Origin of the sequence: Streptococcus oralis, from assembly GCF_021497945.1 — a bacterium.
In the GTDB taxonomy this organism is placed as follows: Bacteria; Bacillota; Bacilli; order Lactobacillales; family Streptococcaceae; genus Streptococcus; species Streptococcus oralis_BR.
The window spans coordinates 329,555-344,743 of sequence record NZ_CP046524.1; the positions used below are offsets into that span (position 1 = coordinate 329,555).

12 protein-coding genes are annotated in these 15,189 nt (G+C 43.7%); 7 read left to right on the forward strand and 5 right to left on the reverse strand.

The window, feature by feature from the left end:
* Positions 1 to 5: 5 nt before the first annotated feature.
* From scpB to yidD, 3 genes are read left to right on the forward strand one after another with little or no spacing between them, the layout of a single operon-like run.
* Positions 6 to 575 carry an SMC-Scp complex subunit ScpB gene (scpB, locus tag GOM47_RS01715; RefSeq protein ID WP_000105288.1) on the forward strand — a complete coding sequence of 190 codons (570 nt, stop codon included), beginning with the start codon at positions 6 to 8 and terminating at the stop codon, positions 573 to 575.
* Positions 562 to 1,284 carry a pseudouridine synthase gene (locus GOM47_RS01720; RefSeq protein WP_001222230.1) on the forward strand — a complete coding sequence of 241 codons (723 nt, stop codon included), beginning with the start codon at positions 562 to 564 and terminating at the stop codon, positions 1,282 to 1,284. Before scpB ends, GOM47_RS01720 begins: the two co-directional genes overlap by 14 nt.
* Positions 1,284 to 1,526 carry a membrane protein insertion efficiency factor YidD gene (yidD, locus tag GOM47_RS01725; RefSeq protein WP_050391058.1) on the forward strand — a complete coding sequence of 81 codons (243 nt, stop codon included), beginning with the start codon at positions 1,284 to 1,286 and terminating at the stop codon, positions 1,524 to 1,526. The genes GOM47_RS01720 and yidD overlap by 1 nt, the downstream gene beginning before the upstream one ends.
* 30 nt (positions 1,527 to 1,556) lie before the next feature.
* Here the strand turns inward: yidD and GOM47_RS01730 are convergent, their stop codons facing one another.
* The 4 genes from GOM47_RS01730 to GOM47_RS01745 all read right to left on the reverse strand — a co-directional run bounded on the left by GOM47_RS01730 (position 1,557) and on the right by GOM47_RS01745 (position 5,280).
* The gene (locus GOM47_RS01730) at positions 1,557 to 2,528 is read right to left on the reverse strand and encodes a siderophore ABC transporter substrate-binding protein (protein ID WP_235080870.1); all 972 of its coding nucleotides are present in this window, start codon (positions 2,526 to 2,528) and stop codon (positions 1,557 to 1,559) included.
* A gap of 97 nt (positions 2,529 to 2,625) precedes the next feature.
* Positions 2,626 to 3,378, reverse strand: coding sequence for an ABC transporter ATP-binding protein (locus GOM47_RS01735; RefSeq protein WP_235080871.1), 753 nt, complete (start codon positions 3,376 to 3,378; stop codon positions 2,626 to 2,628).
* Positions 3,375 to 4,331 (reverse strand): iron chelate uptake ABC transporter family permease subunit, encoded by a 957-nt coding sequence (locus tag GOM47_RS01740; RefSeq protein WP_235080872.1) that lies wholly within the window; start codon positions 4,329 to 4,331, stop codon positions 3,375 to 3,377. The genes GOM47_RS01735 and GOM47_RS01740 overlap by 4 nt, the downstream gene beginning before the upstream one ends.
* A complete protein-coding gene (locus tag GOM47_RS01745; protein WP_235080873.1) occupies positions 4,321 to 5,280 on the reverse strand; it encodes an ABC transporter permease in 960 nt (319 codons plus the stop codon). Before GOM47_RS01745 ends, GOM47_RS01740 begins: the two co-directional genes overlap by 11 nt.
* 237 nt (positions 5,281 to 5,517) lie before the next feature.
* On the opposite strand from GOM47_RS01745, the gene pepA reads away from it, so the two are divergent.
* Together pepA and GOM47_RS01755 are read left to right on the forward strand one after the other, a co-directional pair.
* A complete protein-coding gene (gene pepA / locus GOM47_RS01750) occupies positions 5,518 to 6,582 on the forward strand; it encodes a glutamyl aminopeptidase (RefSeq protein WP_235080874.1) in 1,065 nt (354 codons plus the stop codon).
* Between the two features lie 20 nt (positions 6,583 to 6,602).
* Positions 6,603 to 6,899 (forward strand): bacteriocin immunity protein, encoded by a 297-nt coding sequence (locus GOM47_RS01755; protein WP_000840142.1) that lies wholly within the window; start codon positions 6,603 to 6,605, stop codon positions 6,897 to 6,899.
* Between the two features lie 94 nt (positions 6,900 to 6,993).
* Here the strand turns inward: GOM47_RS01755 and GOM47_RS01760 are convergent, their stop codons facing one another.
* Positions 6,994 to 8,625, reverse strand: a complete 1,632-nt coding sequence (locus GOM47_RS01760; RefSeq protein WP_235080875.1) for a Na/Pi cotransporter family protein — start codon at positions 8,623 to 8,625, stop codon at positions 6,994 to 6,996.
* A 315-nt stretch (positions 8,626 to 8,940) separates the two neighbouring features.
* Here GOM47_RS01760 and GOM47_RS01765 point away from each other — a divergent pair, with 315 nt between their 5' ends.
* Positions 8,941 to 13,665, forward strand: a complete 4,725-nt coding sequence (locus GOM47_RS01765; RefSeq protein ID WP_235080876.1) for an endo-beta-N-acetylglucosaminidase — start codon at positions 8,941 to 8,943, stop codon at positions 13,663 to 13,665.
* 283 nt (positions 13,666 to 13,948) lie between these two features.
* Positions 13,949 to 15,148, forward strand: a complete 1,200-nt coding sequence (locus tag GOM47_RS01770; RefSeq protein ID WP_235080877.1) for a phosphoglycerate kinase — start codon at positions 13,949 to 13,951, stop codon at positions 15,146 to 15,148.
* The last annotated feature ends 41 nt before the right edge of the window (positions 15,149 to 15,189 follow it).

Genomic DNA, 15,189 nt, shown 5'->3' on the forward strand with positions numbered 1-15,189 from the left:
GAAAGATGAGTACTTTAGCAGAAATAGAAGCGCTCTTGTTTGTAGCAGGTGAAGATGGGATTCGAGTCCGTCAGTTGGCTGAACTCCTATCGCTTCCCCCGACAGGCATCCAGCAGAGTTTAGAAAAATTAGCCCAAAAGTATGAAAAAGACCAAGAGTCGAGCTTGTCCCTGATTGAGACAGGGGGCGCTTACAGATTGGTGACCAAGCCTCAATTTGCAGCGATTTTGAAGGAATATTCCAAGGCCCCCATCAACCAGAGTTTATCTCGGGCTGCCCTTGAGACCTTGTCCATCATTGCCTACAAGCAGCCGATTACGCGGATAGAAATTGATGCTATCCGTGGGGTCAATTCGAGTGGGGCTTTGGCAAAGTTGCAGGCCTTTGACTTGATACGAGAAGACGGGAAAAAAGAAGTGTTGGGTCGCCCCAACCTCTATGTGACTACGGATTATTTCCTAGATTACATGGGAATTAACCATTTGGAAGAACTGCCAGTGATTGATGAGCTTGAGATTCAGGCTCAAGAAAGCCAATTATTTGGTGAAAGGATAGAAGAAGATGAGAATCAATAAGTATATTGCCCACGCAGGTGTGGCCAGTAGGAGAAAAGCAGAGGAGCTGATCAAGCAAGGCTTGGTGACGGTCAACGGCCAAGTGGTGCGTGAACTCGCAACGACTATTAAGTCAGGCGACAAAGTCGAAGTGGAAGGTCAACCCATCTACAACGAAGAAAAGGTCTACTATCTGCTTAACAAACCACGTGGAGTGATTTCCAGTGTGACAGATGATAAGGGCCGCAAGACTGTTGTTGACCTCTTGCCCAATGTCAAAGAGCGCATCTACCCTGTGGGACGTTTGGACTGGGATACATCAGGAGTCTTGATTTTGACCAATGATGGGGATTTTACGGATGAAATGATTCACCCCCGTAATGAGATAGACAAGGTCTATGTCGCGCGTGTTAAAGGTGTGGCCAATAAAGAAAATCTCCGTCCCTTAACCCGTGGTCTTGAGATTGATGGCAAGAAAACCAAGCCTGCTGTCTATGAGATTCTCAAAGTGGATCCAGTCAAAAATCGTTCAGTAGTGCAGTTGACCATCCATGAAGGACGCAACCATCAGGTTAAAAAGATGTTTGAAGCCGTCGGTCTTCAAGTGGATAAGTTGTCACGGACACGTTTTGGACACTTAGACTTGACAGGTCTTCGTCCAGGCGAATCGCGTCGCCTCAATAAAAAAGAAATCAGCCAACTACACACCATGGCTGTAACCAAGAAATAATGAAACGAATCTTAATAGCGCCAGTACGCTTTTACCAACGCTTTATCTCACCAGCCTTTCCACCCTCTTGTCGTTTTGAGCCGACTTGTTCCAACTACATGATTCAGGCTATTGAAAAGCATGGCTTTAAGGGGGTTCTGATGGGCTTGGCTCGGATTTTACGTTGCCATCCCTGGTCGAAAACAGGTAAGGATCCCGTACCAGATCACTTTTCCCTCAAACGGAATCGAGAAGAAAAATAACCCAACATCATTTGATGTTGGGTTTTCTTGTTATTTCAAAGCTTTTTGAGCGTCTTCAATCATGAGTTTAGTTGATTCAAGTCCGCCACCACTTAGATACCAGAGGTCTGGTGTTAGTTGGATAATTTTACCGTTTTTAGCGGCAGGGGTTTCAGCGATAAGGGCATTTTCTAGGACGCCGTCGTTGCTTGAGTTGTCACCGCCGATGGCAAGGGTACGGTTGATGACAAAGAGGATGTCGGGATTGATTTCTTTGACACTTTCAAAGCTGACTTCCTGTCCGTGGCGTGAGTCTTCAAATTGAGTATCAGTTGGCTTAAATTTCAAGGTTTGGTACAAGAAAGAGAAACGAGATTGGGCACCAAAGGCAGCCATTTTTCCTTCATTGAGGAGGATAGCAAGGGCTTTTTTGTCAGAACTTTCGTTTTTAGTTGCGACTTCTTGGATGCTCTTGTCTAGGTTGGCTAATTCTTCCTTGGCTTTCTGTGTACCAGTTTCGCCGAAGGCGCTTGCTAAGGATTCGATATTAGCCTTGGTAGAAGTCCAGTAGTCGTCCTTACTTGCTTGGAAGAGCACAGTTGGAGCAATTTCTTTGAACTTGTCTACGAATTTTTGGGTACGTGGAGAAGCAATAATTAGATCTGGTTCAAGAGCAGCAATAGCTTCTAGGTCTGGCTCAACCATGGAACCCACATTGTTGACATTTCCTGCAAGATCTTTTAGGTAAGTCGGAACAGTTTTTGTAGGCATTCCGACGATATTCTTTTCAAAACCTAAAGCGCGAATAGTATCCGCAGCACCGAGATCAAAGGTCACAATCTTTTCAGGAACCTTTGAAAGTTTGACCTCGTCTAGTGAACTTTTAATGGTTATCTCTGTTGGAGCAGAGCTACTTGTCTCTGTCTGGCTAGTGCTTGAGTTTGTATTTGTACTACATGCACCAAGTAGGAGCAAGAAGTTAGCCACTAGGGCAGTGAGATAAAGTTTAAGGGATGTTTTCATGATTTCTCCTTTTTAAAATGTGATAACGATGTAAGGGGCTCTTAGATAGGCTTGTTAGCTAAGAGACAGAGGGTTCTCTAACATGAGTTCAGAATGGCTAGCTATAGATACAGATCTTTTTGCCATTGATATCCGCCAGCGTAATGGGAATCTCATAGAGTTGACTGAGCAGGTCAGCCTGCATGATTTGAGTAGTCGTTCCCTTGCAAAAGACTTGGCCGTCTTTAAAGGCAACAATTTCATCTGCATACTGACTGGCCATGTTGATATCGTGGAGGACGATGATTATGGTCTTCCCTAGTTCCTCCACCAGTCGCTTGAGAATCTGCATCATGCTGACGCTTTGCTTGATATCGAGATTATTGAGCGGTTCGTCTAGCAAGATAAAGTCTGTATCCTGGGCTAGTACCATGGCGATAAAGACACGTTGGAGCTGTCCACCAGACAGGCTATCGATGTAGCGATCTTTTAGGTTGGTCAGATCTAGATAGTCCAGAGTTTCTCGGATTTTTTCCCAGTCTTCTACCTTCAGTCGACCACGGCTGTAGGGAAAACGTCCAAAGCTGACTAATTCTTCAACGGTCAATTTGGCTTGGTAATTAATCTTTTGCTTTAGGATGGTGAGTTCTTTTGCTAGTTCTTGCGAATTCCAACTCTCGATTTCACGACCTTTGATGCTGAGAATTCCCTGATCCTTCTTGGTTAGTCTGCTCATAATGGAGAGGAGAGTTGATTTTCCAGCACCATTTGGACCAATAAAGGCTGTCAGTTTATGAGGACTGACTTCAAGCGAAATGTCTTGCAAAATATCCTGTTTTTGAATGGATTTGTCAATGTTTTCCAGTTTCACCGACGCGCCCTCCTATATAGTAAGATAAAGAATAAGAAGCCACCCACACTCTCGATGATCATGCTGATGCGAATTTCCAAAGCAAAGACTCGTTCGATGAGGGCTTGCCCCAAGGTCAAACTAATAAATCCAATTAGAATGGCTACGATAAAGAGCAACTTGTGCCGATAATCTTTGACGATTAGGTAGGTGAGATTGGCTAGCATAAAGCCGAAGAAGGCCATAGGCCCTACCAAGGCAGTGGCTGTTGAGGTCAAGAGCACGATGCCCCAGAGGAGTTCTCTCTGTTCTTTTTCAACATCGAGTCCCAGTATCTGAGCCGTTTCTCTTTGCAGATGCAAGACATCCAGAACGACTGCTTTTCGAAAGAAAAAGATTGTCAAAGCGAGGATGATCAGAGAACCGATGGCTAGGATGGAAGTGTTGAGATGTTGAAAGGAAGCAAAAAGACTGTTCTGCAGTTTATCGTATTCGTTTGGATCCATCAGGACTTGGAGGAATGTACTGATATTTCGAAAGAGACTTCCGAGGGCTAGGCAGATTAGCAGAATGAAGACCAGATTTTGCTTCATCAGTGTCTTCAAGTAACCTTGTAAGGCAAGAAAGAAGAGAGATTGGACAAGAAGCAAGACTAGAAATTCTAAGATAGGAGACTTTCCAAGCTGTAGAAATTTGCTTTCAAATATCAGTAGCAGGGTTTGCAACAAAACATAGAAGGATTCGATTCCCAAAATACTTGGCGTCAGAAAGCGATTTTCCGTCAGGGTTTGAAAACTAATGGTCGAAATCCCTGTCGCGATGGCTACCAAGAGATAAACGATGATTTTTTGGGAACGCAGCTTCCAGGCAAAGGCAGACAGCTGGGTGATGGGCCAAAAGTAGAGAAGACAAGCTCCGATGGCCAGAATAATGAGAAGGCAGAAGAGCTTGGTATGTTTGCTTTTAAGATGCATCCTTTTGTCCCCCTCTCCATAGAAGTAGGATAAAGACGAGGCTGCCGATGATTCCTAGTAGGAGACTGACAGACAGTTCATAGGGCCGAATCAAGACTCGAGAGAGGATGTCGCAGGCCAGAACCAGATTGGCGCCGACCAGTGCGACGATGAGTTTGGTTTGACTCAAATTATCTCCATAGCGCTTGCGGACTAGATTGGGAACGATGACCCCGAGAAAGGGCAAGGCACCTACGGTAATCATGGTGACACTTGTCGTTAGCGCCACTAGAAAGAGGGCCAGCTTTTCAAGCAGGGAGTAGGAAATTCCCAAACTCTCACTGGTTTCCTTGCCCAGATTCATGATGGTAAAGGTTTGGGATAATTTCCAAACGGCTATCAGGATAATGAGGCCTAAGAAGAGCCACTCATACTGATGGGTCTGAATCATGGAGAAGGAGCCCTGGGTCCAGGCCGTCATACTCTGAACCAGATTGAAACGATAGGCGATAACTTCTGTGATAGAACCAATAATCCCACTATAGATGATCCCGATCAAGGGCAACATCCACCTTTCCTTTACAGAAAAAATAGTCATAAAGGCCAGGAAGAAGAGGGTAAATAAGATGGATGAGCCAAATGCAAAGAGCATCTTTTGGGTCAGACTCGCAGACGGAAAGACAAAGAGGCTTAACACCATTCCCAGTTTGGCGGCTTCTGTCGTTCCGACTGTACTCGGAGCAGCAAATTGATTTTGAGTAATGGTCTGCATGAGGAGTCCTGCCATGCTCATACTAGAGGCTGCAAGGAGAATGCTGATGGTTCTTGGAAGACGCGACTCTTGAAAGAGAAGCCAAGTCTGTTGGTCAAAAGCAAAGAATTTTTCCCAAGAAAAATCACTGGTTCCAATGGTGATGGAAAGAAAGACTAGGAGTAGAAGTAAGCCAGTTAAATAATGAGAGAGTTTCATACCCCGTCCTTTCGTGTAGATTTGGTATCGAAAGATACCTGCGGATATAAATGTAACACGATTTTTTTAATCTGTCAATAAATTTTCTGACAATTTAATGTAAAAAGAAAGAAAAATTCCTGAAATTACATCTGCCCCTCTCTTTTATTGGAAAAAATGAGTAAAAACCAATCCACCTTCCCACTATCCTTCTCCTATAAAAAGTGGTAAAATGGAGGACAGAAAGAAGGAACTGATATGACAACATTATTTTCAAAAATCAAAGAAGTAACAGAGCTTGCTGCGATCTCAGGTCATGAAGCGCCTGTCCGGACTTATCTTCGTGAAAAGTTGACACCGCACGTGGATGAAGTAGTGACAGATGGCTTGGGTGGTATTTTTGGTATCAAGCATTCAGAAGCTACGGATGCACCACGCGTCTTAGTCGCTTCTCACATGGACGAAGTTGGTTTTATGGTCAGTGAGATTAAGCCAGATGGTACCTTCCGTGTCGTTGAAATTGGTGGTTGGAATCCAATGGTAGTCAGCAGCCAACGTTTCAAACTCTTTACTCGTGACGGTCGTGAAATTCCTGTAATCTCAGGTTCTGTTCCTCCACATTTGACACGTGGAAAGGGCGGACCAACCATGCCTGCTATCTCGGATATCGTTTTTGATGGTGGTTTTGCAGACAAGGCTGAGGCAGAAAGTTTTGGCATCCGTCCTGGTGACACGATTGTCCCTGATAGTAGCGCAATTCTTACAGCCAATGAAAAGAATATCATCTCAAAAGCTTGGGACAACCGCTACGGGGTTCTCATGGTTAGCGAGCTAGCAGAAGCCCTTTCAGGTCAAAAACTCGGAAATGAACTCTATCTTGGTGCCAATGTCCAAGAAGAGGTTGGTCTGCGTGGTGCTCATACATCTACAACTAAGTTTGATCCAGAAGTTTTCCTAGCTGTTGACTGTTCACCTGCTGGTGATGTTTATGGTGGCCAAGGCAAGATTGGGGATGGAACCTTGATTCGCTTCTACGATCCAGGTCACTTGCTCCTCCCAGGTATGAAGGATTTCCTTTTGACAACGGCTGAAGAAGCTGGCATCAAGTACCAATACTACTGTGGAAAAGGCGGAACAGACGCTGGAGCAGCTCATCTGAAAAATGGTGGTGTCCCATCTACAACTATCGGTGTCTGCGCTCGTTATATCCATTCTCACCAAACCCTCTACGCTATGGATGACTTCCTAGAAGCTCAAGCTTTCTTGCAAGCCTTGGTGAAAAAATTGAATCGCTCAACGGTTGATTTGATTAAAAATTATTAAACATAAGGGAGGTGGTCAGGATGGCAGAACCAAATCTAGAAAGCCTTATAAAAGATCTCTATAACCATGCCCGTCAGGGCTTGAGTGAAGATTTAGTTGCTGCTCTCCTAGAGACTGCTAAAAAACTACCAACTACAAATGAGCAATTACTAGCAGTCCGTCTCTCAGGACTGGTCACCCGTGAATTGCTCACCAATCCCAAACACCCAGCACCTGAATTGATCAACTTGGCGCGTTTTATCAAAAGAGAAGAAGCCAAGTACAGAGGCACTGCAGTTTCTGCTATCATGTTTGGTGAACTCTTTAAGATGCTTTGATTACACTGTGAATCAAAGCATTTTTATATGTCAGAAAAAACATTCTTGATGAGGAGACGAAAAAGCCATCCCATTTAGGATAGCTTTTTGTTTATTAGATTTGTTCAGCGATAACCTTTTCAGCTAGATTCATAGCGTGGTCAGATACACGAGTATAGTGGGAAATGATATCGATGAAGTTGACCCCAGCTTGTGTTGAACATTCGCCCTTGTTAAGGCGTTTGATGTGGGTCTTTCTGAGAACGCGTTCCATATTGTTGATTTCTTTATGACGTTCAATCAGCCTTTGAGCTTTTTCAATATCATTGTTTTCCACACTATCAAGGGCATCTTTGATGAACTCAGTGGTAGCGTGATAAATCGTAGCTAGCTCTTCCAAAGCGGCCTCAGAGAACTGAACATTCTTGCGTTGGAGATAGTCTGTTAGGTTGATTAACCCTTCTGCGTGGTCTCCAATCCGTTCCAAATCACGAGATGAATCCAGAATGTTAGTCAACACTTCGCTTTCCTTTTGGCTCAAGGATTCGCTTGAGAGTCTGATGAGGTAACGAGTGAGTTTTTCATCGATGGTGTTGATGGCTTCCTCTGTCTTGTGCCCTTTTTCAGCTACCTTTTCATCCAAACCGATGATATAGCTATAAGAAAGGTCAAAAGCTTTTGCAGCATAGTTCCCCAAGTGAAGAAGTTCTTTTTTGGCATTTCCTAGAGCGATAGAAGGCGCCTGTTTGATGAGTTGTTCATCCAAGTAGAGAGCCTCGTATTTAACAACTTCATCTTCACCAGGAATGAGCTTGGTAACAATGTAAGCCAAGGCGCCGATGAATGGGAACTGGATAATGGTATTTGTAATATTAAAGGTTCCGTGGGCAAAGGCAATGGTCATTTCTGGAGCTAGATTGAGTGCAGATTCAAACCATTGAATCAAGCCAGTGAAAGGTACAAGGAAGACAATACAGATAACCGTACCAATCACATTAAAGGCAACGTGGGCACCGGCAACACGTTTGGCAGCGATATTGGCTCCAAGAGAAGCAATGATGGCTGTAATGGTCGTCCCGATATTATCACCAAACAAGACCGGTAGGGCACCTTGTAGGTCAATCAAACCACTTGCGTACAGGTTCTGTAAGATACCGATAGTTGCGGATGAAGCCTGAATGAGTAGGGTCAGTCCAGTTCCGACAAAGACACCTAGAATAGGACTCTTACTTAGTTCAACCATGTAGTCTCTAAAGACTTGCAGGTCTTTTAGGGGTTCCATTGCACCGCTCATAAGATTGAGAGCGAAGAAGATACCTCCTACACCAAAGATAATCCGTCCAATGTTATTGATGGAGCGATTCTTGGTGAAGAAGAGACAAACTGCTCCGATAAAGAGCATAGGTAAGGCGTAATCTCCTAGCTTAAAACCGATGATAAAGGATGTAACGGTGGTTCCAATATTGGCACCCATGACAATACCGATAGCCTGACGCAAGGTCAAAAGTCCTGCACTGACAAGTCCCACTGTAATGACTGTAACACCAGAACTTGATTGAATCAGCGCCGTCATACCGATACCAACCAGCACACCGAAGAAGGGATTGCTGGTGTACTTGTCAATGTAAAAACGAAGGCGATCTCCAGCAGCTTGTTGCAAACCGTCTCCCATGGTCTTGATACTATATAAAAACAGTCCTAGACCTCCTAAAAAGTGAAATAAAATTTCCTGCCAATTAATGGACATTTCTTTTTCCTCCGAAAAATAATAACGGAATTTCTCCTATTCTATTTTAAAGGATAATAGGAAATCCAACAAGTGTTTTCTTAATATTTTAGTAAGAAATCGCTAACTTTTTTAAATTTCTTCCTTAAATAGAGTTCTTACCTCAAGTATAAATGTCTGCAAGGATTATATCCAAATTTAACTGTTTTTTATCCTAGTTATAGTTTATGCGTAAAATAGATTGACATCGCTTTCATATAAGATAAAATGAAGATAATCCTGTTCTGGTGCTTGATTGTGGGAACAGTTACTTTTTTGTTCTATTAGGAGGATAAGATGAAAGATCTATTTTTTGAAAAACGTTGCCGTTACAGTATTCGTAAGCTGTCAATTGGGGCTTGCTCCTTGATGATTGGTTCAGCTCTATTTGCGAGCCCAGCTCTTGCGGAACAAGTCGCTGTCCCTGAAACAGCCGCAAACACGAGCGCTCAAGCTACAAGTACTAGTGAGACAACTAATCCAGATACTGCAGCTATCGAAAAACAATTATCGGAAATAGAGAACAAAGTAGCTGAGCAACCAATTTCAGAAAACACTCCAGCAATAACGGATTTGGTTAATGAAAAAGAAGAAGCAAAGCCAACTCCGACAGATAAAACTGAAAAACCTGCTCAACCAACTGAAAAAGAAGAAGTCAAACCAGAGGAAGCTCCTCAAGTGGCTGAGAAGAAAGCCGACAAACCGACTCTAGCAGACGTTCCTAAAAATGAAGAAAAGAGTCTCCGACCAAAAGAAATCAAATTTGATACTTGGGAGGATTTGTTGAAATGGGAACCGGGTGCGCGTGAGGATGATCCCATTAACCGTTCATCAGTTGAACTCGCCAAGCGCCATAGAGGCCAGTTGGTTAACGAAAAAGCAAGCAGAAGAGCCAAGGTTCAGGCGCTAGCAAACACCAACTCAAAGGGCAAAGACCACGCTTCTGTTGGTGGAGAAGAATTCAAGGCCTACGCTTTTGACTACTGGCAATACCTGGATTCAATGGTCTTCTGGGAAGGCCTAGTTCCAACTCCAGATGTCATTGATGCAGGCCACCGCAACGGAGTTCCCGTTTATGGAACACTTTTCTTCAACTGGTCAAACAGTATTGCTGACCAAGAGAAATTTGCCGCTGCCTTGAAACAAGATGCAGATGGTACCTTCCCGATTGCACGTAAACTCGTTGATCTCGCTAAGTACTATGGCTTTGATGGCTATTTCATCAACCAAGAAACAACGGGGGAATTGGTAGCACCTCTTGGTGAAAAAATGCGCCAATTCATGCTCTATACAAAGGAATATGCAGCTAAGGTCAACCACCCAATCAAGTATGCTTGGTACGATGCCATGACCTACAAATACGGTCGATACCACGAAGATGGCTTGGGAGACTACAACTACCAGTTTATGCAAAAAGAAGGTGACAAGGTCCCTGCAGATCAATTTTTTGCCAATTTTAACTGGAACAAGGAAAAGAATGACCACTCTGTAGAAATGGCAAAATGGCTGGAACGTAGCCAATATGATGTCTTTGCAGGCTTAGAATTGCAACAAGGTGGCTCTTATAAGACCAAGGTCAACTGGGATGCTCTTTTAGATGAAAAAGGTAAGTTGCGTTTGTCACTTGGACTCTTTGCACCAGATACGATTACCAGTCTAGGAAAAACAGGCGAAGACTACCATAAGAATGAAGATATCTTCTTCACAGGCTACCAAGGAGATCCAACGGCTCAAAAACCAGCGGATAAAGAGTGGTATGGAATTGCCAATTTGGTTGCTGACCGCACACCAGCAGTAGGACGCACCTTCACTACCTCTTTTAATACAGGTCATGGTAGAAAATGGTTTGTTGACGGTAAAGTTTCTAAGGATTCTGAGTGGAACTACCGTTCGGTTTCAGGTGTCTTGCCAACATGGCGCTGGTGGCAGACTTCAACGGGGGAAAAACTTCGTGCAGAATATGACTTTACAGATGCCTATAATGGTGGGAACTCCCTTAAATTCTCAGGTGAGGTAGCTGGCAAGACAGACCAGGATGTGAATTTGTATTCTACCAAACTAGAAGTGACCGAAAACACCAAATTTCGTGTTGCCCACAAGGGAGGAAAAGGTTCTAAAGTTTATATGGCTTTCTCTACAACACCAGACTACAAATTTGAGGATGCAGAGGCATGGAAAGAACTGACTCTTTCTGACAACTGGACAAATGAAGAATTTGACCTCAGCTCACTAGCTGGAAAAACCATCTATGCAGTTAAACTCTTCTTTGAGCATGAAGGAGCAGTAAAAGATTATCAGTTCAACCTAGGTCAATTAACAATTTCAGACAATCACCAAGCACCACAAGCGCCGACGGGACTTTCTGTGGTGAAACAATCTCTCAAGAATGCCCAAGAAGCTGAAGCGGTGGTCCAGTTTTCGGGTAACCAAGATGCGGATTTCTATGAAGTCTACGAAAAAGATGGGGATAACTGGCGTTTGTTGACAGGTTCATCTGCTTCAACCATCTACTTGCCAAAAGTTAGCCGTTCTGCTAATGCAACTGGTAGGACTCAGGAATTGAAAGTCGTTGCAGTAGGTAAAAATGGACTTCGTTCTGAAGCGGCGACGGCATCCTTTAACTGGGGGATGACAGTTCAGGATACGACTCTCCCAAGACATTTAGCTGAAAATATTGTTCCAGGGGCAACAGTTATCGGTAGCACTTTCCCAAATACTGAAGGTGGAGAAGGCATTGAAGGTATGTTGAACGGTACCATTACTAGCTTGTCAGATAAGTGGTCTTCGGCTCAGTTGAGCGGTAGTGTGGATATTCGCTTGACTCAACCACGCCGAGTTGCTAGATGGGTGATGGATCATGCGGGAGCTGGTGGTGAGTCTGTTAACGATGGTTTGATGAACACCAAGGACTTTGATCTTTACTACAAGGATACAGATGGTGAGTGGAAGCTAGCTAAGGAAGTTCGTGGCAATAAAGCGCACGTTACAGATGTCACTCTGGATAAACCAATCACTGCCCAAGACTGGCGTTTGCATGTCATTACATCTGATAATGGAACACCTTGGAAAGCCATTCGCATCTATAACTGGAAGATGTACGAAACACTAGATACAGAAAGTCAAAATATTCCAATGGCTAAGGTAGCTGCCCGTTCACTTGGAAATCATCAAGTTCAACTTGGCTTCTCTGATGTTCCAGCAGGTGCAACTATCACCGTTTACGACAAGGCAGATTCACAAACACCGATTGCAACTTTGAAGTCTGAAACTGGAGGCGACTTGGCAACAGCGCCATTGGCTTTTGACAAGCAACCAACTCTCCTCTACTATCGTACCCAACTACCTGACAAAGAAATCAGTAACACCTTGGCTGTAGCGATTCCACAGGATGAAAGAAAAATTAAATCTGTTAGCCTTGAAAAAGGACCTAAGAAGACAGTTTATAAAGAAGGAGAAAAACTGGACCTCAGAGGCGGAACCCTCCGTGTTCAATACGAAGGGGGGCAAGCCGACGAACTGATTAACCTTACTCACTCAGGTGTGACGGTATCTGGTTACGATGCTCATCAAAAAGGGGAACAGAAGCTCACAGTCAGCTACCTTGGACTTCCAGTTACTGGTGACTTGAAGGTACAAGTGACAGGTCAAGATGAAGGGAAGCCGAAAGAAGTAGCAGGATTGTACATTACTCAGAAACCGAAAACGGACTATTTAGTAGGAGAGCAACTGGATCTTGCAGAAGGTCGCTTTGGCGTTCTCTATGATGATGAGACGGAAGAAAGTCATGCCTTTACGGACCAAGGTGTTGAAATTACAGGCTACGATGCTCAAAAGACTGGCCGTCAGACCTTGACCTTGCATTACAAGGGGCACACCGCTGAGTTCGATGTCTTGGTTTCTCCAAAAGCAGCTGTCAACGATGAGTACCTCAAACAAGAAATCACTGCTGCCCAAGGCCGTCAGTCAACCCTTGCCTACTCCTTCTCAAGTGAGGACAAACAAGCAGCACTAGTAGAGAAGCTCAATGCAGCGAAAGCAGTAGCAGAAAACCACAATGCTAGCCAAGAAGAAGTCAACCAGGCTTTGAATGAGTTGAAACAAGCAGGAGCAGACCTGGATGGAAATCAACGTTATCAAACTGCTAGAGAAGAATTGGAAGGCTTGTTGACAAAAGTTCGTGAAAAAGATTCTCAAGCTGAGTTGATTGCCCAAGCAGAAGCTTTATTATCTTCACAAACATCAACTCCTCAAGCATTTGCGGACATGAAAGAAAAGCTAAATAAGAAACTAGCTCCTGCAGAAGAAAGCCACCATGTTGGTAGCATGGATCCAAATGAAGTAGCGCCGACAGTTGAAGCCCTTCCTGAACTAGTTGTTGAAACTGAAACAACAGCCTTTGAACGTCAAGAGCGACCAAACTCCGAACTTCTCAAAGGACAACGCCGTGTTGTGCAAGTTGGAGTTGAAGGTCAAGTCCGTCGCTTTGTAGAAGTCGATGGTCGGGGCAAACGCACCCTTCGTTCGACTGAGCTAGTCAAGGAATCAATCCCAGAAATCACCGAAGTTGGTACAAAAGTTCTATCGAGCAACCAACCAGCTGAAGGTGTGAAAGATTTAGTTCTAGAAATTCCGAAACTGGAAATTGAAGAGGGGACAGTTTCCTTCGAACATCAGGAACGACCAAATTCAGCCCTTCTCAAAGGACAACGCCGTGTTGTGCAAGCAGGAGTTGAAGGCCAAGTTCGTCACTTTGTAGAAGTTGATTCCCAAGGTAATCACACCCTTCGTTCAACTGAGGTTCTCAAGAAATCTATCCCAGAAATTGTTGAAGTAGGAAAGAAAGAAGAGCAAGTCTCACAAACAAGGGATCAAGCGCTTTTAGCAACACCAGCAAAAGTTGAAGAAACAAGCAGAGAGCTTCCAAATACGGGAGCGACAAGAGATGCTAGTCTAGTAGCGCTGGGACTCCTCGGAGTAATGAGTGGCTACGGCTTGCTTGCTAGGAAGAAGAGAGAAGATTAATCGAATTTACGAATCTTGAATTTTCTCATAAAAACTAAAAAACAAGGTTTGACGGCAAATCAGTCAGACCTTGTTTTAACTAGTAGAAATCAGTGAAAGAATGAGTAAATGAGCTAGTCTTTCTTTCAATAATCAGTTATTTAACAAGGTTTTTCTAGTTTTTATTTTAAAAAATGCTAGTTTCAATTATAAGAAAGAACAAGAAAAGTTTAGGGTTTTGCTATCTCTTTTGTTGATTTTGTGATATAATTAACACGTATAAAAAAAGAAGGAGTCATATCTAATGGCAAAATTGACTGTTAAAGACGTTGACTTGAAAGGGAAAAAAGTTCTCGTTCGTGTTGACTTCAACGTACCTGTTAAAGATGGCGTGATTACCAACGACAACCGTATCACTGCAGCTCTTCCAACTATCAAGTACATCCTTGAACAAGGTGGACGTGCTATCCTCTTCTCTCACCTTGGTCGTGTAAAAGAAGAAGCAGACAAAGCTGGTAAATCACTTGCTCCTGTAGCTGCTGACTTGGCTACTAAATTGGGACAAGAAGTTAAATTTATCCCAGGTGTAACTCGTGGTGCTGAATTGGAAGCAGCAATCAACGCTCTTGAAGATGGACAAGTTCTCTTGGTTGAAAACACTCGTTTCGAAGATGTTGACGGCAAGAAAGAGTCTAAAAACGATCCTGAACTTGGAAAATACTGGGCATCACTTGGAGATGGTATCTTCGTAAACGATGCATTCGGTACAGCTCACCGTGCACACGCATCTAACGTAGGTATCTCAGCAAACGTTGAAAAAGCAGTTGCTGGATTCCTTCTTGAAAACGAAATTGCCTACATCCAAGAAGCTGTTGAAGCTCCAGAACGTCCATTCGTGGCTATCCTTGGTGGTTCAAAAGTTTCAGACAAGATCGGTGTTATCGAAAACTTGCTTGAAAAAGCTGATAAGGTCCTTATCGGTGGTGGGATGACTTACACATTCTACAAAGCTCAAGGTATCGAAATCGGTAACTCACTTGTAGAAGAAGACAAATTGGATGTTGCCAAAGCTCTTCTTGAAAAGGCAAACGGCAAATTGATCTTGCCAGTTGACTCTAAAGAAGCAAATGCTTTTGCGGACTACACTGAAGTGAAAGATACTGAAGGTGAAGCAGTAGATCCAGGCTTCCTTGGTTTGGATATCGGTCCTAAATCTATCGCTAAATTCGACGAAGCCTTGACTGGTGCGAAAACAGTTGTATGGAACGGACCTATGGGTGTATTTGAAAACCCTGACTTCCAAGCTGGTACAATCGGTGTGATGGACGCTATCGTGAAACAACCAGGCGTGAAATCAATCATCGGTGGTGGTGACTCAGCTGCTGCAGCCATCAACCTTGGTCGCGCAGACAAGTTCTCATGGATCTCTACTGGTGGTGGAGCATCAATGGAACTCCTTGAAGGTAAAGTATTGCCAGGATTGGCTGCACTTACAGAAAAATAATCTTTCGTAAATGAAACGATGAAAAGAGGAACTTTGTTTCC